This is a genomic window from Mucilaginibacter sp. R-33 (genome assembly GCF_049949235.1).
Taxonomy (GTDB): Bacteria; Bacteroidota; Bacteroidia; order Sphingobacteriales; family Sphingobacteriaceae; genus Mucilaginibacter.
This window is the reverse complement of sequence record NZ_CP188089.1, coordinates 4,177,983-4,201,315: the sequence shown is the minus strand read 5'-3', so window position 1 is coordinate 4,201,315 and position 23,333 is coordinate 4,177,983. Positions and strand designations below refer to the sequence as shown.

Here is a 23,333-nt window from a genome sequence, read left to right as displayed (position 1 = left end):
CCTGTTATTACGTAAATCATTCGCCTCATCAATCCTACTAACAAAAAATATATGAATTTACAGGGAATTGTATCGGTATCAGGAAAACCGGGTTTATGGAAAGCTTTGGCACAAAATAAAACCGGCTATGTGCTGGAAAGTTTAGATGCACAGAAAACAAAACTGATAGCCAACCTTTCTACAGCCAAATTAGCTGCTTTAAGTGAGATCACCATTTTTGGTGTTGAGGATGATATCAGGTTAACTGATGTGCTTGAGCGCATGAAGTCAGCATCAAACATACCTGACGTTAAAGCCGACGGTAAAGCGTTGCGTACCTTCTTTTATGAAGTAGCGCCAGATCATGATGAAGAAAAAGTTTACTCATCAGACATTAAAAAGGTAATATCCTGGTTCCAGATATTAAAGCCCCTTCCAATTTTTGAAGAGGCCGATCCAACCCAGGCACCCGCCCCGGTTGCAGAAGAACCGGTTGCCGAAGCAGTAACTGCTGAACCGGAAGCCGAGCCAACAACTTCAAAAGCAAAAGCTAAAAAAGCAACAAAAAAAGCCGAATAATCGGCTTTTTTTGTTTTAAGCAATCTCTTCTTTATTCAGTATCGGTATAAGCGTCACCCCCTATAAATATCATGGTATTTGTCGGATGCGCAGGTGAACCCGAAGCACCTAAGGCAAATGATTTTTTGATCACCTTGCTGCCATAATTCAGTTCGATGGTGTTGCCGTAAATTTTGTAGGTGCCGCCTTTGCCTCCGGTTTTTTTCCAGGCGCTGGCAGCAGGTGTCATGATTCCGCCGTTTGATCCTTCAGTAAAATGAGTATCATCAATAAAATTGATCTTTTTGATTACCAGGGCATTTGTGCCGTTGCCATAATCGCCGCCGCTTACTTTTTCATATCCTTTTTTTAGCTTAATACTGCCTGTATACGGATAGGCCGGGAACCAATTGCCTTCACCCAACTTATAATCATAGGTTTTTCCTTCGTTATTAGTGAGATAAAAGGTTGCGCCCGTTTTTTTCCAGGTTCCCCAGGCTTTAGGGCGGCTGCTTTTAGCGGCTGTTACATCCAGCGTTTCAATTGGCTCATCACCAACGTCAAAGTATTCGCCATTTTTGAATAATACTACAGGTTCAAAGGCAATGGCAGCAGGATAGCCACTTACAGCCCTGAAATACCATCCTTCAACGGCAGGAGCAGCCTTTGTTGGTTTGTGACAGGCGGCTCCGCTTTTTGCATTAGCGGTGGCGCTTAAATGTAATGTGAAGCTTGAAATAGCAAGGCAAATAGCCAGGTGTTTAACTTTCATATCATTTAGTGTTTTGGTTAACTTGTATTAATTAACTCAAACATAAATGATTGGTTTGCAGGAATCTGATTAAGCTTTTGTTAAAAGCTATACATCCATCGCATCATAAACAATAACCTTTTCCCAAAGATGGCTGCAGTTTTTAATAAACTCCAGGTGGATAGGATGGGTTTGATAAGTGGCTTGTCCGGCCAGATCGCTGAAAAACATCAGTTCAGATACGGCCCAGGAGTTATCCACTACGTCGCGTTTTTCGGTACTGGCTACAATACCTACGCGCAGCTTGCGTACAGTTTCAATTTTGGCCAGGGTTTTAACTCCGGCTACCAATTTATCACGGTCTTCTGTTGATCCCGGATTTTTAAGCCAGAAAAACACATGGTGAACTATTGGCCATTCTTCTTTTTGCTCTTTTAGGGATATTGCCGATGCTGTAACTGTACCTGCAGCCAGTGCCGCTGTTGTGGTTATGAATTTTCTTCGGGTTGATTTCATGACAGGTTAAATAATCGCTTTCAAGGTAGTAAGAATTATTTAAAACGTTTATAAGTTGTTTCAATCAAAACACATCCAAAACATAAAGCAGCACAATAACAGGCAGCACATTTAAAAATATCACAAGCCCGATGTTCTGATCCTGCACATCTCTCTGCGCATAGCGGGACAGGAATATGATAAAAACCACATAGTAGATAAGCGGAAAAACGAATATTACGGAAAGCAGCAGTCCCGCCGAGCTCATAAGCTGCCCCCAGCCTAATATAACCGGCCATGCCATCATTCCGACGATTTCAAGAAAAGTGATAACGGATAGTACTTTTAAGGTTTGGGCTTTGCTCATGTTAAGGTAATTGTTTACCTCAAAAATAAGAAAACTGAGGGGTTTTATGAAATATGAAGAAGCAGCCTACAAACACTCCGGCTGCTTGCACCCTTCTTCCGAAAATTCGGGTTCAAAAGTGCTGTGGCTGATATCAAGATGTTCCAGTCGGTGGCGAAGGTCATGCTTGATATTATCAAAATCGGCCATGGCTTCAGGCTTGATCACCAGGTGGGCTGTAAGCGCATTTTCGGTGGTGCTGAGCGCCCAAACATGCATGTGGTGTATATCAACCACGCCTTTGGCTTTTTTTAGTTCGGCTTTGATCTTGTCCAGGTCCATTTCGGCAGGTACGCCGTCCATTTCTAAACGCAGGCTCGCCGTAAGCAGGCTCCAGGTGCCGCGTAATATCACAAAACCTATTATCAGGCTCACTGCGCTGTCAATCCAGTATAGTTTGGTGAAGTATATGATAATACCAGATATCACCACACCAAAGGATACTATGGCATCAACAGCCATGTGCAGGTAAGCGCCTTTAATATTGAGGTCGGTATCCTTGTCTTTCACAAACAGCCAGGCTGTAAAAGCGTTAATGCCAATGCCTATAAAAGCAACCCAGGCCATGGTGCCGCCCGATACCGTTTCGGGGTTCATGAAGCGCATTACCGCCTCATAAATAATAAAACCAACGGCTGCAAATAATATTACCGCGTTAAAAAAAGATACGATGATAGTCGACCGCTTATAGCCGTAGGTATACTTACTGTTAGCGCTTACTTTGGTGAGCTTAAAGGCAAGCAGGGCCAGCGCGAGCGAGGCTACATCGCTCAGGTTATGACCGGCGTCGGTTAACAGGGACAAAGAGTGGGTAACAAAACCTGTAATAGCCTCAACCACTACAAACACCGAGTTAAGCACTATGCCCCAAATAAAAGCCGAATTTAAATGATCAAGCTTAGGGGCATGGTCGTGATGATGGTGCCCGTGCGAATGTGAGTGCGAATGATCGTGACCTGCTGACATTTAGCAAAGGTAGGGAAAAACCTTGATTCGCATGATTTTAGGATTTCCTGAAATAAGCATTTGCTGTAACATCGTTGTGGTCATAATCCCGCTCCGTATCTGTTTATTTGATCAATCATCAGGGCAATCCTTAAATCCTAAAAATCATGGTTCGGATTATTCATGATGATAAGGCTCTCCCTTCATAATGGTGTATGCCCTGTACAGTTGCTCCACAAAAAACAGGCGTACCATCTGGTGCGAAAATGTCATGCGCGAAAGAGAGATCTTGTCGTTAGCCCGCTTGTAAACGGAGGTATCAAAGCCATAAGGCCCGCCTATGATGAATATTAAGTTGGCAGATGTGGTAACTTCTTTTTTATTGATATAAGCCGCAAACTGGCTTGATGTAAATTCCATTCCTTTTTCATCCATCAGGATCACAAAATCAAGCGGGGTGATTTTCTTGAGGATCAACTCGGCTTCTTTGGCCTTTTGCTGCTCGGGGCTCAGCGCTTTGGTGTTCTTCAACTCGGGGATTTCGGCAAGCTCCAGTTTGGTGTAATGTTTTAGCCGTTTTACATATTTATCAATGCCTTCCTTTAAATAGGCATCCTCTGTTTTTCCAACGGTAAGGAACGTGATCTTCATATCTGAAACAAATAAACGTTTATTTAAAATATATGTGTTTATTTTGGTTGAATTTATCTGCAAATGGAACAAAAAATTATAAACGATTATACGCAAAGAGCAAGCCTCGCCGCTACAGAAGCGGCCAAATATAAAAAGCTTGCCAATACCTATTCGCTGCTGAGGCTCGGCATATTTGCTATGGTGGCTGTAACTATAGCCTTTGCCATTCACTTCGACAATTTTAGCATCATCGCCATTGCTTTTGTATTGCTGGTTTTTGCCTTTGCCTGGCTGGTAGGGCGCCAAAGCGCTTTTGAAAAGCAGAAACAGTATTATGACGACCTGCAACAGGTAAATGAAAACGAGATAGGCAGTATCCAAACCCATGGCAATATCTACAACGATGGCGCACGCTACGCTAACGACAAACACTTTTACACTTCCGACCTGGATATTTACGGCAATGCCTCCTTATACCAGCTCATCAACCGCACCGCCACCACGCCGGGTAATAATAAACTGGCGGGTTGGCTCAATGCCCCGGCAAGCAAGCAAACCGTATCACAACGACAGGAAGCCGTTAAAGAAATAGCCGCTAAGAACAGCTGGAAGCTCGATCTGCAAACACGGCTCATTTTCGCCATAAAGCAGGACGTGAACCAGCTTAAAAACCTTTTCAAATACCTGCACATTCCGCTCGATATGCCAGGCGAAAAATGGCTTGCCGCTTATACCAAAATAGCGCCTTACTTGTTTACGGCGTTGTTGGTTGTCGCTTATTTTTATTCGCCGGCGAAGCTTGCGGCCATCGTGATTGGCTTGTTTAATATGGGTGTGGTATTTTCTAAAGCGGTCTATATTCGTAAGGCCGACCTCATTGCCGGTAAAATAGGCGATACTTTAGCCAATTACGCCGGTGTATTTAAGTGCATTGAAGATCAGAAATGGCAGGCCGGTTATAGCAACACCCTGGCGCAACAGCTAAAAACAGACAAGACATCGGCCAAAATAAAAGAACTGGGGGAGCTGATCAATAAGCTTAATTATCATCTTAACCTATTGATCGGCTTTGTGCTCAACCTGTTTTTCTTGTGGGATATCCGCCAGATCATCGCCATCGAAAACTGGAAACGTCAAAATCAGGACAGCCTTGAAGCCGCTTTTGATGTCATTGCCGAATTTGAATCACTCCTGAGCCTGGCCGGTTTAGTAGTAAACTACCCGGATTGGAGTTTCCCTGTTATTGACGACAGGCCGGGCTATACCCTTACAGCTAAAGCCATTGCCCATCCGCTTATTGATGTAGCCAAACGTATCGAAAATGATTACGAACTGGATAATACCTTTAAGGTTGATATCATAACCGGATCAAACATGGCCGGTAAGAGCACCTTTTTACGCACAGTAGGTATCAATACGGTACTTGCGTTAAGCGGTGCACCTGTTTGCGCCCAAAGTATGCAGGTATCGGTGATCACCATGATCAGTTATATGCGGATCAAGGATTCGCTGAATGAAAGTACTTCGACTTTTAAGGCCGAGCTCGACCGTCTGCAGATGCTGCTGGCCGCGGTCGAAAATGAGCCTAAAGTGTTTTTCCTGATTGATGAAATGCTGCGCGGTACCAATTCGGTTGATAAATACCTCGGCTCAAAAGCGGTTATCGAGCAGCTCATCCGCAAAAATGCGGTGGGTATGGTAGCCACTCACGATTTGCAGATAGCCCATCTCGAAACCAAATATACTGATTACGTACGTAATTTTTATTTTGATATCCAGGTAGTGAACGGCGAAATGCTGTTTGATTACAAGATCAAGCACGGTGAATGCAAAACTTTTAATGCCTCATTGCTGCTTAAGCAGATAGGGATTGAGGTGGATGCGGAGTAACTCTCTTCGCCGTCATTGCGAGGTACGAAGCAATCGCGAACTGTACAGGGCTGATTTGCAAAGCCCCCTGCATATTGGGGATTGCTTCGTACCTCGCAATGACGTATAAGAACTAAAGAGCCGGAAGCATTTACGCTCCCGGCTCTTTAGTTTTTTCTTATATCCTGACTCTAACAGTCTTGACTCTTAAATATTATCGGCCTCCTGTAGGTGAACCGCCGGCACCCTGGTCGCCTTGTTTCATGTCATCATTGTTGATGCCTTTTTTCTGTTGATTAGGGTTGCTGAAGCTTAATTTACCGAAGCTGTAGCTAAACGTTACACCAAACGAACGGAATGGGAACGCGAATTTGCTGCTTTGTGTAAATGTTGGCGTTTTTATGTCGGTGTTAAAGTTTTTGTAAGTATTGAATGGCTCAATGGCATTAATACCCAATGCAAGTTTCTTTTGCATAAACTGTTTTTTAAAGCCAAAGCCCATAATGCTGAACGATGGATTTGAGCCCTGAATGGTGCGGCGTGCCGAATTTTCAACAGCAAATGCCTCAGCTATAAAGTTGTTTGGCAGTGTAAGCTGAGCACTTAAAAATGCGTTGTACTGCACATAAGTATTGGTTTGTGTTTGTTGATGCGTAAACTGGTCGATAGCGGTTGGCTTATAGGTGTAAGCGTTGATTTGTCCGCGTATGGTCAGGATCTTGAATGGGGTTACCGAACCAAAAAAGCTTGCGCCATATGAGTTATTTACACCAATGTTTTGATAGGTAGTTAAAGTAGCATTCTGATCACCATTAGGTGGCAGGTTTTCAACTATACCTTCAATTAAGCCTGATGTATGCTTATAATAAGCAGACAGGTTGATCACAGACGATTTTATGAATGTGTTGTAACCCAATTCAACTGTTTGCGATATTTCGGGCGCTAAGTCGGGGTTACCAACTGTTTGCGCTGTAATATTACTTCTGTTAACAAACGGGTTCAAAAACTGTAAGCTTGGGCGTGTTATACGCTTGCTATATGATAATTTGATAGTTTGAGTAGGTGTAAGTGCCTTTTGAAAAGTTAAGCTTGGTATAAACGTATTATAGTTTTGGTCAAAAGGGCTAAGATTTTGAGCACTATTGATTGGCTCGCCGTGAATATCCGTATTTTCAAGCCTTGCGCCTGTCATGATGGAGTAGCCTTTAGGCAGAGAGAAAGTTAATACGGTATAACCGGCCCAAACTGTTTGGTTATAATTATACCTGTTTGAGTTTGGATCGCTGAATACAAAACCGCCGTTTCCGTCCGGTACAAAATAATCCGAAATACTTTTTATCCTCCTGATGATGTTTTTGCCGCCGGCTTCCAGCTTAAGCAGTTTGCTTACAGGTAAAGTATAGTCGGCTTGTATGGTATACTCGTTGTTTTTACCGTTAATATTGTTTTGAAGGGAATCAAACACCGCCGAATACAAGTTAGTATAATCGGTAACAATTTTGCTATGGCTCCATTGTGCAGACAGGTCCAATTCATGACCTTCTTTTTTAAATTTGTGGGTGTAATCAATGTTCCAGTCAAAGCCACCAAAACTATTGTGACCGCGACCATCAGAAGTGTAAGACTGGTCTTTGGTGTGATCAAAATAATAAGTTTGATTTGTGGTTGACAGCGAATGCGGATCAAAACCACCCTGATTTAAACGGATAGAAGTACGTAAGTTGTTGTACGCGTTAAAATCATAGCCAGCCGAAACAGAACCTATTACACCATGACGTTTAACACGGCTGGTTCCGGTAGATGTTTGCTCATAGTGTTTGGTAGGGTCATTGTAATTAAAATTCTGATCGCTTGAGGTAAGCGAGGTTTGAGGCCATGTTGCGTTACCACCGGCGTTTGCCGATAAGCTAAACCTGTTGTGGTTATAGTTGATATTGGCGTTGCCGTTGTTTTGACGTGTACCAACACCACCGCTGATTGAACCGCTGATACCCGAAACATTTTTTTGCTTGGTAATGATGTTCAGGATACCGGCCGAACCTTCTGCATCATATTTTGCCGATGGCGAAGTTACCACTTCGATACTCTTGATCTGGTCGGCAGGGATGGTTTTCAACACATCCGATAAACTTGCCGATGTAGCACCGGATGGCTTGCCATTGATCAATACGCGTACGTTCTGGTCGCCGCGGATGGATACGTTACCATTTAAGTCGACAGCAACCAAAGGCACTTTCTGTAACACATCGGTAGCGTTGCCGCCAGCGGCAGTAAGATCTTTCTCCGCGTTATAAACTATCTTATCGATCTTGTTTTCGATTAATGCGGCCTGGCCAACTACGGAAACTTCTTTAAGCGCGTGTGAGCTTGGGGCCAACAGTACCTGACCAAGCTTAGCATCTGGTTTTGATGGGGTAGTGGTTACCTGATCAATATATTTAGTTGGGTAACCTATAAAAGAGATAGCCAGCTTATATACGCCCGGCTTTATATTGTCCAATTTAAAGTTACCTTTTTCATCGGTTACAACACCGGTAATTGGCGATTTGCCTCCGCTGCGATATAAACCAACCGAGGCGTAGTCCATTGGTTTTTTGGTTAGCGAATCAATGATAGTGCCTGATATTCTTCCTGTTGTTGTAGGTCCGCCGCCGCCCACACCAAACTGGGCTTGAGCCGATAACGCGAAGCAGAATAATGCAATAAGTATGTAAAAACGTTTCATTTAGTATTATTTTGGTAATTGGAGGCGAAAATACTTTAAATGTTACATGCTGAATTTTTATTTTTTTACAAATAGTGCATTTGTAATGTATAAGTTACACTATTATGATGTAACCGGGGATTTTACAATGGGGGGATTAAAAGGGGGATTTGCGACGAGGCGACAATATATAAACCATGTCAATTACGAGTGATAAAACTTAGGGGAGATTAATGACGACACCAGGGAAGATTTACAAAGTTTTGAAACTTCGTAAATCTGGATTCAGCGCCGTTTTTTAGGAAAAGCGCAAGTCAGCCCGGACCGGGGAAACTTGCGCCAATAGATGATTCAATACCAATTATCAGATTTTACTCTGTCGTTACCCTCAAATTCAAGGTATCGGCCTGCATTGCGGTAAAAATACCAAGCCCGTTAACAATATTGGTTGGGGTATTTACCAGGTTTTGTGAGCTGCCCCGGGTATTGCTGGTTAATATATTAATGTATTCGTCGTTTACCCTTAGCAATATTACTTTATAAACCCCGTAGTATTTGAAAGTGGTTTGCGTTATGCTGTATGTAGAGGCACGTTCGGTATTGATTTCGAAACTTGGGTTCCTGTTGTTCCTTACCGCTATGATCTCAAAAGGATTACTATCGGTGTTTTTGAAAAGCAGCATATGCTGCAACGAATCGGGGTTGGTCCAGGTAATGGTGGCGCGCACCTTATCGTTATAAGCCTGATCAAGCGTATTAGGCTCATGGAATACACTGTCGGTTAGTTTAAATCCAACTGGTTTGCCCGGCATCACTGTTGACGCGCTCACAACCACATTGTTATAGGTAAACTGCATGGAATAAGTTTTACCGGCAGTTACGAACCAGGCATCGCTGTAAGTGTAAGTTCCGTTTGTTCCTTCGGTAAGTTTTACGGTCTGCGTACCATTGCTTACATTAATTGCCAGCCCGGTAATACCTGATCCATAAGTAGCAGTATCCGTCAGGTCTTTTTGCTGATAAACTTTTACTGAAAGCGGTTGGCCGGCAACCAGGTATGCTTCAACAACAGGTTTGTTCACCGCATCCGTATCAGAAGAGTTTTTTTTGCAGGCCGATGCCATCATCAGGCAGCCGGCTATCAGTGCAAAAAATCGTATGTATGTTTTTATTTCCATCTTAAGCTTAATGTAACGTTAGGGGTAAAGCCGAGGTAGTTAACGTCGGTGGTAATAACCTGGTTGTTCTGCATTTGGTATTCGCGGTACCAGGTGTTGGTATGATTGTAAACGTTAAACAGCGACAAGCCTATGGAGCCTATTTTATGCCCGTCTATCTTCAGCAGGTCATATGACACTGACATGTCCAGCCGGTGATAAGCCGGCAAACGTTCGGCATTTTTATCGCTGATGTTGAGGTAAGTGATGCTGTTGCCGTCAACGGTTTTAATGGTATAGCTGGATAGGGGGGCAGTGTAAGGATGTCCGGTACTGAACAGGAAAGTGGCAGCAAAATTCCAGCGCTCGTAATGGTACATGTTGATGGATTTAAATTCATGGCGCACATCCTGGTCGGCAGCATAATAATCGGTTCCAAAAGCCGAGAATTTATTCTGGGCCTGGGCAAGGGTATAGCTGATCCACCCGGTATAACGCCCCATTTTTTTCTGCACCAAAAATTCAACGCCTTTGGCACGACCAGTTCCCTCATAAAAGTTTTCGGTAACGGTTTGCGTTTGATTTTGGTTAGCCTCTATCCTGAAGCCGCCGCCCGCAGGCTGTGTTTGCCTTACAGTGTACTGGGTAAGGCCGCTCAATGTTTTGTAGTATCCTTCAACGCTGAATAAAAGCTCGTCTGTTTCGTAGCTGGTGCCCAATATGAAATGTCTTGACCTGCCAACGGGGATATTGCTGTTGTTTGATAGTACCCAGAAATTACGGTTCCCGGCCAGTATATCCTCGCGGATCACCTGGTTTTCAAACTGGTAAAACTGCCCGGTTGCGCCTTTTATGGTAAATTTATCGGTAAGGCTATAACTTGCCGACAGCCGGGGCTCAAAGTACGGTTTGGATGTAGGGCCGAAATAACTGGCCCGTAAACCAGGCTGAATATGAAATTTATTGTTTGGGTCGATAGCCAGCTCGGTGTAGAAACCCGCTAACATGGCATTGTTATGCTGGTTGATGAGTTTGCCGGTATCGTTTTGGGTATACTCATAATCTATTTTTTTGTAGGATGCAAAACCGCCGAAAAGTAATTTGTATTTGTTGCTTGCTGTCCATTCCCATTCAGATTTATAGCTTACATCCTTCAGGTTGTTGGTTTCGAGCGTGCCATTGCTCAGCGTATGTGAAATGCCATTGGTATCAATCTGTGCAAAGCCCGAAGTGCTCCTGTTCCTATCATTAAAATAGGATGAATAGGTAATATAGTTGTTTGAATATAGCTTTTTATTCCATTGCCTGAACCATTTGATACTGCTGCCCAGGTTTCCGTATTTGGTATAATCGGTTATGTTGATACCGCTGCTGCCCGACGACAGGAACGATGGCAGGCCCAGTTCCCTGCTGTTATCTGTTTTATCGGTACCTGTGTACAAAGTCCATGATACCTTATCTTTTTGACTGATACTGTACGTGTATTTGGCATCAAAATCATAAAAGTAGGAGCTTGGGGTAATCTGGTTGGCGAAACCGCCACCACCAAATCCGCCCCGGCCACCACCACCCGGACCGCCGCCCTGCGTGGTTGATGTTTGATTAAACTGGTTAAAGATCTTGTTATAAAACGGCCCCTGGTATGAGCGCCTTACCGCTAACAGCAAGGTCGATTTATCAGAAAGCGGCGTTTCCAGGTAACCGCTGGCGCTCAGCAAACTCAAATCGGTACCAATATTAGTTTCGTTCTTGTTACCCTCCTTGCCGTTGAGTTCGGTAACGCTCGAAAGCCTGCCGCCATATTTGGCCGTAAAGCCGCCTTTGTATAATTGCACATCCTTAATGGCACTGGCATTGAAAGCACTGAAAAAGCCATACAGGTGATCAACCTGGTAAATGGTAAAGCCGTCAAGCACAACCAAATTCTGGTCGGGGGTACCGCCACGTACATAAGCACCTGATGACGATTCGTTGGTACCGCTTACACCGGGCATCAGCTGAAATGCCCGCAGTACGTCCTTATCGCCCATAGTTGGCAGCTTATCCAAATTGGCAGGCGAAAGCTGTAACACGCCAACCTGCCTGCTATCGGTATTCATAACACCACTTTTTTTGCCGGTAATGGTAACCTCATTTAAACTGTTGAGCGATGAGTATAACCCACAGATCAGCGGCGAATTCAGCTTTTCGCTGCTCAGCCTGAAATAATCGGTTTGATAACCTGTATAGGAGACCTCCACTACCGATGTATCTGATGGTACCCTGAACATGGTAAAATAACCGTCGGCATTGGTCATTACGTTAAGATCGGTACCCCTAATCTTAACCGTAGCCGATGGCAGCGACTCGCCTGTTTGCTGATCAATTACCCGCCCGTTAATACTCACCAAAAAATGTTTGGGTTTGGCTTTGGGCAACTCAATTTCTTTAGCTTTTACCGCATTGGCTGCCTGCAATGACAACTTATTGAGCTTTTGCAGCCGCGCCAGGTCGTCGGTATTTTGAAGGATGTAGATGGTGCCGGTTGATTCTATCCAGTAATGCAGGTTGTTTTCATTACAAACCTTGGCAATGACATTTTTAAGCGGTTCTTCAAAAAAGTGCTCCACAACGTCCATTTCATGTAAAGGCTCCCGTTCAAATACTATGCGGACTTTATAGTTCATGGCCAGTGTATCAAAGAGCTCATCAAGCGGGCACGAAAAAAAATGGTTAACCACAATCTTTTTAAGTTTTTGCTGCGTTTGCTGACTATGAGCCACCGTACCGCACAAAACCAGGGAGCTTATTAACATTAGGGAAAATTTCTTCATGTAGGGGTATATTTTCTTCGATGCCGAAAATGCACCATGTTTTGAAGCGCCTCAAATAAAATCGACCATAGGATGTTTTCTGTAGACCAGATGCCCGGATGTGTGGTAGGGCTTTTTTGCTTAGTAGCAGTTGTTAGTGGTAGTTGCAGGTTGGAAAAAGAATATTAGTTAGAGGCAATGGCGGGTGGTTGCATATGTTGATTGGAAATTGTCTGAGAAAAATGTCATTGCGAGCGCAGTGCGGCAATCTCGTAGCCAATGAATATCTGATCGGTAGGTCTACGAGATTGCCACGTCGCACCCGGCGCTAAAACCCATGTCGTTCCTCGCAATGACATATTTTTAACCTTGTCTGAAGGCAAAGACCTCAAAAACAGAACCAAGATGATTAGGGGAATACGTTACACCTTCCCAATCATCCTGTTGATCACATCGCGATAACCGTCGCTTAAAGGTATCTCGGTATTGATGAGTTTGATGCGGGCACGGCGCATTTGGGATACATGATCGAGGTTAACGAGGTATGATTTATGTACCCGGAAAAACTGGTCGGGCGGTAATTGCAGTTCAATAGCTTTGAGGCTGATGCGGGACAACACCGGTTTTTGCTGATTGATGAGGTGTACTTTAATATAATCTTTAAGGCCTTCAATGTATTCAACCTGGTCAAAACTGATCTTAACGAGGTTATAATCGGCATGCAGAAAGAAATAGTTTTTAGTGATAGGCTGAGGTACGTAGCTGCGACGAAGTTCATACAAATCGAGCGCTTTATGACAGGCTTTCAAAAAGCGGTCTAAGGGTACAGGCTTAACCAGGTAGTCAACCACATCAAGTTCAAAGCCTTCCACCGCAAATTTTTCATAAGCGGTTACAAATATCACCATGGGCTTCTGTGTCAAACTCCTGATGAGTTGTAAACCATTGATGCCGGGCATGTATATATCGCTGAAGATAAGGTCTATCTGTTCTTTTTGCATGGCAATGATCGCCTCACCCGCGTTACGGCACCGGGCTACTACCTGTATGGTATTTACATGTTTCAGGTTATCTTCCAGCAAGTCGAGCGCAAGCGGCTCATCGTCAATTATTAAACATCGCATCATTTAAGTTCCAGTTGCAGCATAACTATATAAGCATGCTCGTTTTTGTTGATATATAGGTTGTGTTTGCCGGGATATAACAGCTCAAGCCGGCGTTTAACATTGGCAAGACCGATACCCGAGGCATTATCTTTACTCTCTTCGGTTGGGTTGTACACGTTTTGTACGCTGAAACGCAGGTTTTTTTCATCGGTAAAAAGTGTGATGGCTATAGCCGGCGACTCAATATCGCCCGTGCCATGCTTAAAAGCATTTTCCACAAAGGGGATCAGCAGCATGGGTTCAATGCTTTTTTCAGGAGCTTTAATATCCGAGCTAAAACTGACCTTTACCTGGTCGCGGAACCGGAGCTGTTGAAGTTCGATATAGCTGCGGAGGTAGTCTTCCTTTTGGCAAGGCATAACTTTTTCGGCATCGGTTACATACAGCATATACCTGAGCAATTTGGAAAGCTGAATGAGTGTAGGCTCAACTGCCGAAGGGTTTAAACGCGAAAGCGCCACCGCACTGTTAATTACATTAAAAATAAAATGCGGACTGATTTGTGAGCGTAAAAAAGCCAGTTCAGAGATCAGCGAAGCATTATCAATATCCTTTTTTTTGTTGATAGCCTTAAATTGATCGGCCAGGTAATGATAGGCAAAGCTGCCGGCGGTAACCGATAATAAGGGGAAAATAACCAGGAACGGCCCCGGAGGGCGACGGTGCTGCCCCATCCAGGGAAAATGAGGCACAGGGAAATAATGCCGTACTTCCATTAGTATTACATTGAACACCACAAAGGAGGCAAGCAAGGCAAAAAAGTAAAGCCAGATATTATTTTTTAAGATCCTGGGAATAAGGAAAAAAGCGTTCAGATAAAATTCGGCCGCGAGCACCAGGTTAAAACTGATAATGTGTCCCGGTGAAAAAGCAGGCTGCGGAAAACCGCGCATATCCGGCCTGGAAATGATGGGCGTAAAAATGATCAATGCCCAAAATAACAGGTGGATACAAATTTCGATAATCAGCGCCGGCTTTATCCGTGTAAACATATCATGCTAAGGTAGCCTCATTTTAAACCCGCACTCAATGTAATAGACGATGGGGCAAAATGTGCCGACGAAAGTACGGTATCTGTTGTATGGAAACCCAATTTCAGGTGCTGCACAAGGCATATTTAACATCTATTAACATTTGAAGGCAGCTAATTGAAAACAAGCGGTTTCGCTGTATAAAAAAGGTGGCATTTTCCGTTAAATTTGTTTAATAACTAATTACCTATGTCAATAACAAAACCCATCCTCCGAATTTTTGATTATGATAAAGCCATTGAATTTTATATCAACTGGCTTGGCTTTAAAACCGATTGGGAACACAAACCCGAAGGTGTGCCGGTATATATCCAAATTTCCCTGCGCGATGTAGTGCTTTACCTCTCCGAACACCATGGCGATGCCAGTCCCGGCAGCCACATAGCGATCGATGACTTTAGTGAGCTAAGGGATTACCACGCCCACCTCATCGCCAAAAAATATAAATATAACCGTCCTGGTTTGGAAGTGCCCGAATGGAATGACAAGGCTATTATGATGACGGTTCACGACCCATTTGGTAACAGGTTAACCTTTAGTGAGGAGTTGAAGAGGTAAGCCTGTTGATTCTTCCGTTTTAGCGCAAGTGTTGTGTGGTTGGCTGGAGGGGGCGCTCACTTGTGCTTTCTTTATACTTTTATAATTGTATTTAACTATTTTCAGTGCGTGAGTACTAAATACAAATTCGCTAATCCGGAGGGGATATACTTCGTGACTTTCGCCGTTGTTCATTGGGTCGATGTTTTTACAAGAAACATTTATCCTGATATCTTACTTGATAGTTTTCGTTATTGTATAAAGGAAAAAGGTTTAATTATTTATGGGTTTGTTATTATGAGCAATCATGTTCATTTGCTCATAGGCAAAAAAGGGGATCAAAGTCTATCAGCCATTATGCGGGATATGAAAAAGTTTTCATCTGTTAAGATTATCAGGGAAATTATAGAAAACCCGGCAGAAAGCCGAAAACTCTGGATGCTTAAACTCTTTGCTGACACAGGAAAAGCAAATACAAATAATACCCATTATCAGTTATGGCAACAAGAAAATCATCCGATAGAAATTGAGCCACACTCAAATATGTTTGATCAAAAGTTGAATTACATTCACCAAAATCCTGTTAAAGCAGGGTGGGTTAACGAACCTTCAGCATATGTTTATAGTAGCGCCGCTAATTATGAAGAAAAGGGAGGGGTTTTGTTGGAAGTTGAGGTGGCATATTGATATTAGTTCCAGAAGGCACAAGTCATCCACCCTCATGCCAGCCACACAAGACTTGCGCCAGAAAAGGCGCCAGAAAATGCTTTTTAGTATCGGATGATCTTTATTAATTATAAAACGTCCACGAAACGCCAAACTTCAGGATAGCATCCTGTTGTGGGTAACGGTTAACCGTGTAATAGCCTTTACTCCAGGCACGCTGGTTGATGTAATCATAAGCAACAAACAGGTTGGTACGCTGCAAGGTTGCTTTGAAAAATACGCCAAATATAGGGTATGATGAAAACGTTACGTTCGCGCCGTTATAAAACTGGCCCAATCCCGTGGCATAAGAGGGGGCAACATATTCTGTATTATACCTTCCATTTATACCCATACTGGCATGCAGTACATTAAGCAAAACCCTGTTAACATATAAGCTGCTGTAAGCATATACTTCCGGGGTACGAAGCGTATTCTGATAGTCGGTTTTTTGATATACTACATAGTTATCAAAATGCAGGCTCCGGTAAGTGAAGTTTTTACCCAAACTTACTTTTAACAGGTTGATAGAGTTGTTAAGCTGAGCCGGGCGCGCATCGGTACCGCCATCCTGCGCTGTAAAATACAGGTAATTGCTGATCAAAAAGTATTCGGCTTTTAAATCAATTTGCAGGGCATTGTTAATGTAATTAAACGATGCGCTGGTAGTTTTTTGATTACTGAAATCATTATGAAAAATATAATGATTGGAGACCCAGTTATTATAAACCAGCGGAGGCGAGCTGTTTTGTGAATAGGCTTCTAAAATGATCTTGCCGGTTTTTTTGCCGCCAGCCAGGGTAAGTTTGGCATCATACAAATAATTGCCAAAGTCGCGGCCCTGCGCAATTTGCCTGAAATCGGCATCAAGGGCTATACGATCGCTGAAACGGTAGCCCAATTTAGCTTTCAGCGTAATGTCCTGGAAAGTATTGTGCTGTACTTTATCCTGATGAATATATTTTGCGCCATACTGGTTAAGGGTGGTATCGCTAACATATTGGTTGTACGAATAAAAATCATGCACAAGCCCTAAGTCAAGCTTAAGTTCGTTCTTTACAAATTTTACCGATTTACTTCGCAGATAAAAGCTATATGAAAACTCATTTTGAATATGCGTGACGACTGTTGAATCCCTTGACCGGTTATTGCTGTAATAATAATCGGGGAATACATTATAGGTATCTACACCGCTTTGCTTATACAGGTACCTGCTGTTTGATACATGAAGGGTATGCGATACCCGTTGGGTAGGCAGGATCTTTGAATTGTCCTTCCCCTTATTCAAACTATCTATCCGGCCTAAATAATAAAACTGCTTAATGTAAAGGCCCTTATCATTCCAATTTTCATAACTATACGGTAAACGTACTGCTGCCCTGTCTTTTGAAAAGGCGTTATTTACATTGGTACTGGTAAATACCGAATCGTTGAGAATGCTGCCGGTTTCGGGGGCTTTAAGGTTGTTGAACAAAAGGTTGGCCAGCAGGTTATACCGTTTGCTTTTTGATTCGTACCACGTAAAAATAGAAGCATTCAAATCGCTCACGTTTTGGCCCAGCACGTTGTTAAAGTTGTAGAAACCCCTTGATCCGTTGAAATTAAGGTTAAAACCAATATTCCAGTTGGGTTTTATATTTTGCGTATGAACGATATTGAACAACTGAATGGCCGAGCCGCCAAAGGCATTATATAATGTAAGCTTGGTATAAGGTACACGCGTGTTATAATAATTAATATCCTGAGGCTTTAAAGCGTAAATATCAAGCGCATGCAAGCCCAGGTCAAAGCCTATGGTCCTGCTGGGTTCAAAAAGCAAAGGCCGTTGTGACAAACCAATATTACCTAAATGAATGCGGGGACTGCGCGGATCAATGAGCGGGCTATAAATCTCAAAGTTGGTGATACCAGTGTCAATCGGGAAGAGCTGCGTACTATCATTCAGCAAACGCTCGTTGGTAACACGGATAAATTTGGAGCTAAAAACTACCGAATCCTTTTTGTTTTCTTCCTTACGCCTTAAGCTGTCCAGGAGTTGATCGTCGGTCATTTGTTTTTCCTGACGGCGCGCGGTATCACGCGTAGGCAGGTTACGCGGGTTAGTGCGGTTTCCATACTGCGCAAAAGCAGCCTGTACCGACAGGCACATCAGCAATAAAAAAATATATTTGAGCTTTTGGCGCATTAATTACCGGCTATCAGTTCTTTAAGTATCAGGGTCATTTTGGGTTCGGCTTCCTGCGCAATAGCAATAATCTCCTCCAATGTTATGGGCTTAAGCACTTCCGGGAAGCCTTCATCTGTTAATACCGAAATAGCAAACGTCGGGATCCCCATGTGGTTAGCAACAATTACTTCGGGTACGGTGCTCATACCAACGGCATCGCCGCCAATGATACGCAGGTATTTGTATTCGGCACGGGTTTCCAGGTTAGGGCCGGTTACGGCTACATATACCCCTTTATGGCAGGTGATGTTATTTTTTTGAGCGATGGCTAAACCCTTTTCGATCATATCATGGCGATAAGGTTCGCTCATATCCGGAAACCGCGGGCCAAGCTCTTCATAATTGCGGCCAACCAGCGGGTTTTGAGGCTGCAAGTTAATATGATCTTCAATGATCATCAGGTCGCCCTTTTTAAAATCGGGGTTAAGCGAGCCGCTGGCGTTTGATACGTACAGCGTTTTGATGCCCAGGTATTTCATCACCCTAACCGGGAAGGTGATCTGCTGCATATTGTAGCCTTCGTAATAATGCAAACGGCCCTGCATGGCCACAACTTTAACACCTGCAAGGGTACCAAAAATCAGCTTGCCCGAATGGAACTCTAATGTTGAGATAGGGAAATCAGGAATGTTGGAGTACATGAGTTGTTTTTCAACTTCAATTTCTTTTACCAGGCCGCCAAGGCCGGTACCTAAAATTATACCCACTTCGGGTTCAAAATCGCCTATCCGGTTTTTGATATACCGGGCAGTGCCTTCAATATTGTCTAACATATGTTTGTACTAATTCGTCAAATTGTTGTTGCTCGTTATTTAAAAAACTAATGCCTATGGGCAGCACCAAAATGGGCAGTTTTTTAACCATCGGAAGCAGGTCCTGTTCCCCTAAACGCTGCGCATCCTTTTCTGTTGTGATGATCACTTTTTTTTGTGATGCACAGGCCGAAAATTCATCGGCAAGTTTACTGATATTTTTTAAGCTAAAACGGTGATGGTCGGGATAATTATGATGAACAACCAGTGGTGTTTGCTTTTTTAGATGTGCCAATAAGGGTTTTGGATTAGCTATTCCCGTAAGGAGGAAAACCGCGGTTTGATCGTCGATGGCACTTGTAACCGGGGCGCCATAGATAGTTTGGGCCGGCAGATAGTTTATGGTGGTAAAAAATAGCGACTGGTGCGGATACGGTTTGACCCGTTTAATCACGCGACCTTGTTCCAGATCGGTAAGTGAAGCCGGACATTTACTGATGATGATGACATCCGCCCTTTTACGCCCGTCGAATGGCTCGCGCAGGTTACCCGCCGGGAGCAGGAAATGAGGTTCGTTAACACGGCCGTAATCAAAAAGCAAAATGCTCATGCCAGGTTCAAGCGCACGGTGCTGGTAGGCATCATCCAAAATAATAAGATCATGATCGTCTTTTAACTGCTCAACGCCATCAACCCGTTTTTCGCAAACGGCAACATCAAGATCCGGGAATTTATGTTTGAACTGCGCAGGTTCGTCACCGATATCCGAGGCTTTACTTTCGCCAGATGCCAGCAAAAAACCTTTGGTAATACGACCGTAGCCCCGGCTAAGCGTGGCAATTTTATAATTACCCTTCAACAGCCTGATCAAATATTCGGTCATAGGGCTTTTGCCGGCACCGCCAACATCCAGGTTGCCGACTACGATCAGCGGTATGTCAAAACCAGTGCTTTTGAAAATTCCCCGGTCATAACACCAGTTGCGAATAGCCGTAACCAGGGCATAGATCAGCGAAAACGGGATTAAAAGCCAGCGGAGGAATTTCATAAATGATTTTGCGGGCCGTCATTGCGAGGTACGAAGCAATCCCCGATGTGCAGGTCAGCAGTGCAAGCCCCTCTGTATAGTTTGGGATTGCTTCGTACCTCGCAACGACGTCTTTCTTCTTTTAAATTTCTGAAGAACAACAAAGTTAATATTTGATGCCGATTTACTATCAGTCTATCACCCCAAACTGCTTCAAATGATGCGTAAAATGCTTTCCGTGCCATATGATCCACTCATAATAATCCATAGGGCCGAAGGCGCCGTGGATCACTTTAACATCGGGGGTATTGAAATACCTGTCGAAAGTGTCAAGTTCTTTCATTAGCTGATTAATAGCAGTTTCCAAATTAGGGTAGATTAAGGTATCAGCCAATTCTTCCAAAAAGATATTACGGGGTATTTCGGCATCGGTATAAACGGCGGAGTGTTTACGTGCCGCTGTATTATCATCCGGGCCATCCCAGGCTGGTATTTTTACACCGTTAGTATACTGAACCTGGTCAATAAGGTGTTCGATCATTTGCTGCGGTTTCATTTTGCCCCAAAGTGGCGCTGCTTCGGGCTGAAGATTAAGCATTAAGCGGTACAGCACTTTGCGGTTGGTAATATCAACAAACTGGTTCATGGGCTAACGGATGTTTTAGCAAATATAAAGGAGTGATTGTCTGTTATATTAAAATTTGTATTTTCATTTTTTTAGATCGCCATCACATGAAACATAAACTTACCTTACTGTTGTTAACATTGTTAGCTGCACCGGCATTTGCACAAACCGACAGTAAACTCAGCGCTAAATTGAATGAAGCTGTCAAAGATTTTCAGGGCCAGGTTGGCATCTATGTACATAATTTGAAAAACGGCAAAACGGCGGAGATCAATGCAGATACGCTGTTCCCTACAGCCAGTATGATTAAAGCGAGCATTCAATGCGGGGTGATGGATAAGATAGAAAAAGGTGAGCTAAAGTATAATCAAAAATTAATTTACCGCGATTCATTGCTTTATGCCGGTGAGGATTTGCTGGGCTCGTTCAAAGATAAAGACACAGTGCAGCTGAGCAAGGTGGCTATGCTCATGATCACCATGAGCGATAATACCGCAAGCTTGTGGCTGCAAAAGCTGGTGGGCGGCGATTATATTAACAACTGGCTTAATCAAAATGGCTTTAAGGTAATGCGGGTAAATTCACGTGTGCCGGGCAGGGAAGCTATCCGCAGTATCTATGGTTGGGGAGTAAGTACCCCGCGCGAAATGTGCCGCCTGTTCACCATGATCCGCGAAGGTAAGGCGGTAAGTCCGGCAGCCAGCGAGCGGATGTACCGTAACATGGGCCGCATTTACTGGGATGAGCACGCGTTGTCGCAAATTCCGCCTTATATACATACCATTTCCAAACAGGGAGCGGTTGATGAATCAAGGTCAGAAACCGTGCTGGTGAATGCCCCGCATGGAGATTATGTGTTTTCTATCATTACTAATCATAACAAAGATACCAGTTGGACACCCGACAATGAAGCCGGATTGCTGATCAAAAAAGTATCGGCGCTGCTTTGGCATTATTTTGAACCTGGAGATAAGTGGCAACCGGCATACGGGATTGACAAGTTTATGTTGAATGAGTAGATAATTAAAAGGTCATTGCTGCTTCCCGTAGCGTGAATCTTGGGAAACATATGCTTTCCGTATCCGGATAGATAGATGCAGGCCTCTATTGTGAATATACTGTTAAATTAAGGTGAAAAAAATATGAGATTTATATAAATGGATGTTATATGGTGCAAAAGAATTAAATTGTAACAAACCCCATACAATTATTAAAAATCATGTTTATATTTACAATTCAATTACGGGTATCCAAACCCGGATTTGTGATAAGGTTTAGGTTTAAAGCCCCATGCAGCGAGTGCTATGGGGCTTTTATTTTAGGGTATCATACTCAAAAAACTAAACTTCGTAAGTCTGCGTATTTGCACCTGGTAACTGCCACTGTGCATTGCCAGCTTCCCTCACGGCGCTTCACTAAACTCTTCATCCACACTTTCGCGTAAATCATAAAGTAACCATTGCTTACCGGCAATTGATCGTGTTTTTGACTGCAGTAGTTTAATGAAATCGTTAACGCCCACAGGTTCATTGCCGTTTCCATGTATCAATACAATGCTGCCATTTTGAGGCTGTTGGCCTTTCGCGAGCCATGCATCGGTGCCAACCGGGATCAAGCCGAAGTTAGTGATTTGGTATACTAACTGCTGATCAGATACCAGGCCGGGAAACCTGAAAAACACCGACGGCAACAGGCCATTACGCAGCAAGGCTTGTTCCGTTTCCAGTACTTCATAACTAATATCTGTTCCTGGTTCAAGTAAAAAGTTTTCTTTAAGCGGAGCTTTCGGGCTAACCCGGTGATTGAAGGAATGATTGATCCAGGTAATGTAGATCTCACGGTTGGCCTGCATTTGTTTTAGCCAGGCCAGGTCCTGCGGGTGCTGGCGCATCCAGATGCCGGTTATGGAAAGCGCTATTGGTACTGGTCGTTCTACTTTTTTAAATTCAGTGAAAATGTCGGTAAAAATGCGTTTATCCAACGGGCGGTGCGATGGGCATAGGTCGGCAGTAAGGCTGATGCCGGTTTGTTTGGGGATGCCGCTTTCGATGCCTGCGTCCTGAATGTTGACAGATTGTTTTTCGGCTTTACTGAGCGCCTTTTGATAAGGTGTACTTTTAAAAAACTCACCCGCCTGCTCCATCGTCATGGGTTTGATCTGATAAAAGCTGCTTTCGTTTATTTTGGTTTCCAGAGTTTGCGGGTTCACCATCAACAGGTAATTGCGCCCTTCATTATCAAAGCGGCGAAGGATCATCCAGTCTTGCGGATAATTATGCGCCCAGCCATAGTAAACCTTGTAGTTCCCGATTTTACGGTAGATGGTTTGCGCTGATGTTTGCTCAATAAAAATGGTAGAAGTGCAAAATAGCGCGAATATTAAATTAGTGAATGTTTTGTTCATGAGGTTTTGCATCCCAGTTTTTGCCGGCAACAAAGGTACTGACAACTAATATCAGCATAAAAATGATAATAAAAGTCAGTACATAATGATCGAAATGCAAGCGTTCTGAAGGCAGTGGCCCCGGTTGTTGTCGGTCAAGCGCAGAAAGGGGAGGATAAACTGTCCATCCATCCCCGGTATGAGTTGTATGCTGTTAAAAAAACAGAACTGTTTTGTAAATATTAAAAGTTGAAATTATTAAAGACAAATTGCTTATTATCAGGATAATATTTATGTGTTGCTTTTTAAAACGACTGGTTAATGACCGGATCAAATAAACGATAGCTGTAAGCAATAGAAACGGAAATAAAGTAAAATCTATCCAGTTGAATGGAAGTGTGAAATAGGTGTCATGTAGCGCTATGTCGAAACTTGAATTTCCCCAAAAAATACCCAGCAAAAAGCGTATACCAAATGCAATAAATAAATACAGTATTATCAGTACGCCCAGTTCGATAATGATTTGTTTAGGCTTCATGGTTTAAAGTTAAATATATCTGCCAACTTATCTAAATGATCTATAACTTTGAA

21 protein-coding genes are annotated in these 23,333 nt (G+C 43.3%); 5 read left to right on the top strand and 16 right to left on the bottom strand.

Going from position 1 to position 23,333, the window contains the following annotated elements; all coding sequences use genetic code 11:
- The first annotated feature begins 51 nt into the window (after positions 1-51).
- Positions 52-558, top strand: coding sequence for a DUF5606 domain-containing protein (locus ACP26M_RS17275; RefSeq protein WP_090534224.1), 507 nt, complete (start codon positions 52-54; stop codon positions 556-558).
- A 31-nt stretch (positions 559-589) separates the two neighbouring features.
- On the opposite strand, the gene ACP26M_RS17270 is transcribed toward ACP26M_RS17275, so the two are convergent.
- The 5 genes from ACP26M_RS17270 to rlmH form a co-directional block, all read right to left on the bottom strand.
- The gene (locus ACP26M_RS17270) at positions 590-1,309 is read right to left on the bottom strand and encodes a hypothetical protein (RefSeq protein WP_426581787.1); all 720 of its coding nucleotides are present in this window, start codon (positions 1,307-1,309) and stop codon (positions 590-592) included.
- Between the two features lie 87 nt (positions 1,310-1,396).
- Complete coding sequence (locus tag ACP26M_RS17265) at positions 1,397-1,804, bottom strand: Dabb family protein (protein WP_091172094.1); 408 nt, start codon at positions 1,802-1,804, stop codon at positions 1,397-1,399.
- Positions 1,805-1,868: 64 nt separating this feature from the next.
- The gene (locus tag ACP26M_RS17260; RefSeq protein WP_188834759.1) at positions 1,869-2,150 is read right to left on the bottom strand and encodes a hypothetical protein; all 282 of its coding nucleotides are present in this window, start codon (positions 2,148-2,150) and stop codon (positions 1,869-1,871) included.
- A 66-nt stretch (positions 2,151-2,216) separates the two neighbouring features.
- Entirely contained in the window at positions 2,217-3,155 is a 939-nt protein-coding gene (locus tag ACP26M_RS17255) for a cation diffusion facilitator family transporter (RefSeq protein WP_426581784.1), read from the bottom strand.
- 156 nt (positions 3,156-3,311) lie between these two features.
- Positions 3,312-3,785, bottom strand: coding sequence for a 23S rRNA (pseudouridine(1915)-N(3))-methyltransferase RlmH (gene rlmH / locus ACP26M_RS17250; protein ID WP_426581782.1), 474 nt, complete (start codon positions 3,783-3,785; stop codon positions 3,312-3,314).
- Between the two features lie 63 nt (positions 3,786-3,848).
- Between rlmH and ACP26M_RS17245 the strand changes: the two genes are divergently transcribed.
- Positions 3,849-5,657, top strand: a complete 1,809-nt coding sequence (locus ACP26M_RS17245; protein WP_426581780.1) for a MutS-related protein — start codon at positions 3,849-3,851, stop codon at positions 5,655-5,657.
- A 193-nt stretch (positions 5,658-5,850) separates the two neighbouring features.
- Here the strand turns inward: ACP26M_RS17245 and ACP26M_RS17240 are convergent, their stop codons facing one another.
- From ACP26M_RS17240 to ACP26M_RS17220, 5 genes are all read right to left on the bottom strand, one after another.
- Positions 5,851-8,361 (bottom strand): TonB-dependent receptor domain-containing protein, encoded by a 2,511-nt coding sequence (locus ACP26M_RS17240; protein WP_426581778.1) that lies wholly within the window; start codon positions 8,359-8,361, stop codon positions 5,851-5,853.
- Positions 8,362-8,711: 350 nt separating this feature from the next.
- A complete protein-coding gene (locus tag ACP26M_RS17235; RefSeq protein WP_426581776.1) occupies positions 8,712-9,518 on the bottom strand; it encodes a DUF4249 family protein in 807 nt (268 codons plus the stop codon).
- Positions 9,509-12,310, bottom strand: a complete 2,802-nt coding sequence (locus tag ACP26M_RS17230; RefSeq protein ID WP_426581774.1) for a TonB-dependent receptor — start codon at positions 12,308-12,310, stop codon at positions 9,509-9,511. The genes ACP26M_RS17235 and ACP26M_RS17230 overlap by 10 nt, the downstream gene beginning before the upstream one ends.
- Positions 12,311-12,711: 401 nt before the next feature.
- The gene (locus ACP26M_RS17225) at positions 12,712-13,413 is read right to left on the bottom strand and encodes a LytR/AlgR family response regulator transcription factor (RefSeq protein WP_426581772.1); all 702 of its coding nucleotides are present in this window, start codon (positions 13,411-13,413) and stop codon (positions 12,712-12,714) included.
- Positions 13,413-14,447: a sensor histidine kinase gene (locus ACP26M_RS17220; protein ID WP_426581770.1), complete on the bottom strand. Its 1,035-nt coding sequence runs from the start codon at positions 14,445-14,447 to the stop codon at positions 13,413-13,415. The genes ACP26M_RS17225 and ACP26M_RS17220 overlap by 1 nt, the downstream gene beginning before the upstream one ends.
- Before the next feature lie 228 nt (positions 14,448-14,675).
- On the opposite strand from ACP26M_RS17220, the gene ACP26M_RS17215 reads away from it, so the two are divergent.
- Both ACP26M_RS17215 and ACP26M_RS17210 read left to right on the top strand, forming a co-directional pair.
- Positions 14,676-15,044, top strand: a complete 369-nt coding sequence (locus ACP26M_RS17215) for a glyoxalase superfamily protein (RefSeq protein WP_426581768.1) — start codon at positions 14,676-14,678, stop codon at positions 15,042-15,044.
- 108 nt (positions 15,045-15,152) lie between these two features.
- On the top strand, positions 15,153-15,710 hold the full coding sequence (locus ACP26M_RS17210; RefSeq protein ID WP_426581766.1) for an REP-associated tyrosine transposase: 558 nt from the start codon (positions 15,153-15,155) through the stop codon (positions 15,708-15,710).
- 103 nt (positions 15,711-15,813) lie between these two features.
- On the opposite strand, the gene ACP26M_RS17205 is transcribed toward ACP26M_RS17210, so the two are convergent.
- The 4 genes from ACP26M_RS17205 to ACP26M_RS17190 form a co-directional block, all read right to left on the bottom strand.
- The gene (locus tag ACP26M_RS17205) at positions 15,814-17,913 is read right to left on the bottom strand and encodes a putative porin (protein WP_426581764.1); all 2,100 of its coding nucleotides are present in this window, start codon (positions 17,911-17,913) and stop codon (positions 15,814-15,816) included.
- A complete protein-coding gene (locus tag ACP26M_RS17200) occupies positions 17,913-18,728 on the bottom strand; it encodes a purine-nucleoside phosphorylase (protein WP_090534201.1) in 816 nt (271 codons plus the stop codon). Before ACP26M_RS17200 ends, ACP26M_RS17205 begins: the two co-directional genes overlap by 1 nt.
- Positions 18,712-19,755 carry a tetraacyldisaccharide 4'-kinase gene (lpxK, locus tag ACP26M_RS17195; RefSeq protein ID WP_426581762.1) on the bottom strand — a complete coding sequence of 348 codons (1,044 nt, stop codon included), beginning with the start codon at positions 19,753-19,755 and terminating at the stop codon, positions 18,712-18,714. The genes ACP26M_RS17200 and lpxK overlap by 17 nt, the downstream gene beginning before the upstream one ends.
- A gap of 169 nt (positions 19,756-19,924) precedes the next feature.
- Positions 19,925-20,380, bottom strand: coding sequence for a hypothetical protein (locus ACP26M_RS17190; protein ID WP_426581760.1), 456 nt, complete (start codon positions 20,378-20,380; stop codon positions 19,925-19,927).
- A gap of 86 nt (positions 20,381-20,466) precedes the next feature.
- On the opposite strand from ACP26M_RS17190, the gene ACP26M_RS17185 reads away from it, so the two are divergent.
- Positions 20,467-21,378, top strand: a complete 912-nt coding sequence (locus tag ACP26M_RS17185) for a serine hydrolase (RefSeq protein WP_426581758.1) — start codon at positions 20,467-20,469, stop codon at positions 21,376-21,378.
- 383 nt (positions 21,379-21,761) lie between these two features.
- On the opposite strand, the gene ACP26M_RS17180 is transcribed toward ACP26M_RS17185, so the two are convergent.
- Together ACP26M_RS17180 and ACP26M_RS17175 are read right to left on the bottom strand one after the other, a co-directional pair.
- Positions 21,762-22,763: a polysaccharide deacetylase family protein gene (locus ACP26M_RS17180; RefSeq protein WP_426581756.1), complete on the bottom strand. Its 1,002-nt coding sequence runs from the start codon at positions 22,761-22,763 to the stop codon at positions 21,762-21,764.
- Positions 22,764-22,956: 193 nt separating this feature from the next.
- On the bottom strand, positions 22,957-23,280 hold the full coding sequence (locus ACP26M_RS17175; protein ID WP_426581754.1) for a hypothetical protein: 324 nt from the start codon (positions 23,278-23,280) through the stop codon (positions 22,957-22,959).
- Positions 23,281-23,333 lie beyond the last annotated feature (53 nt).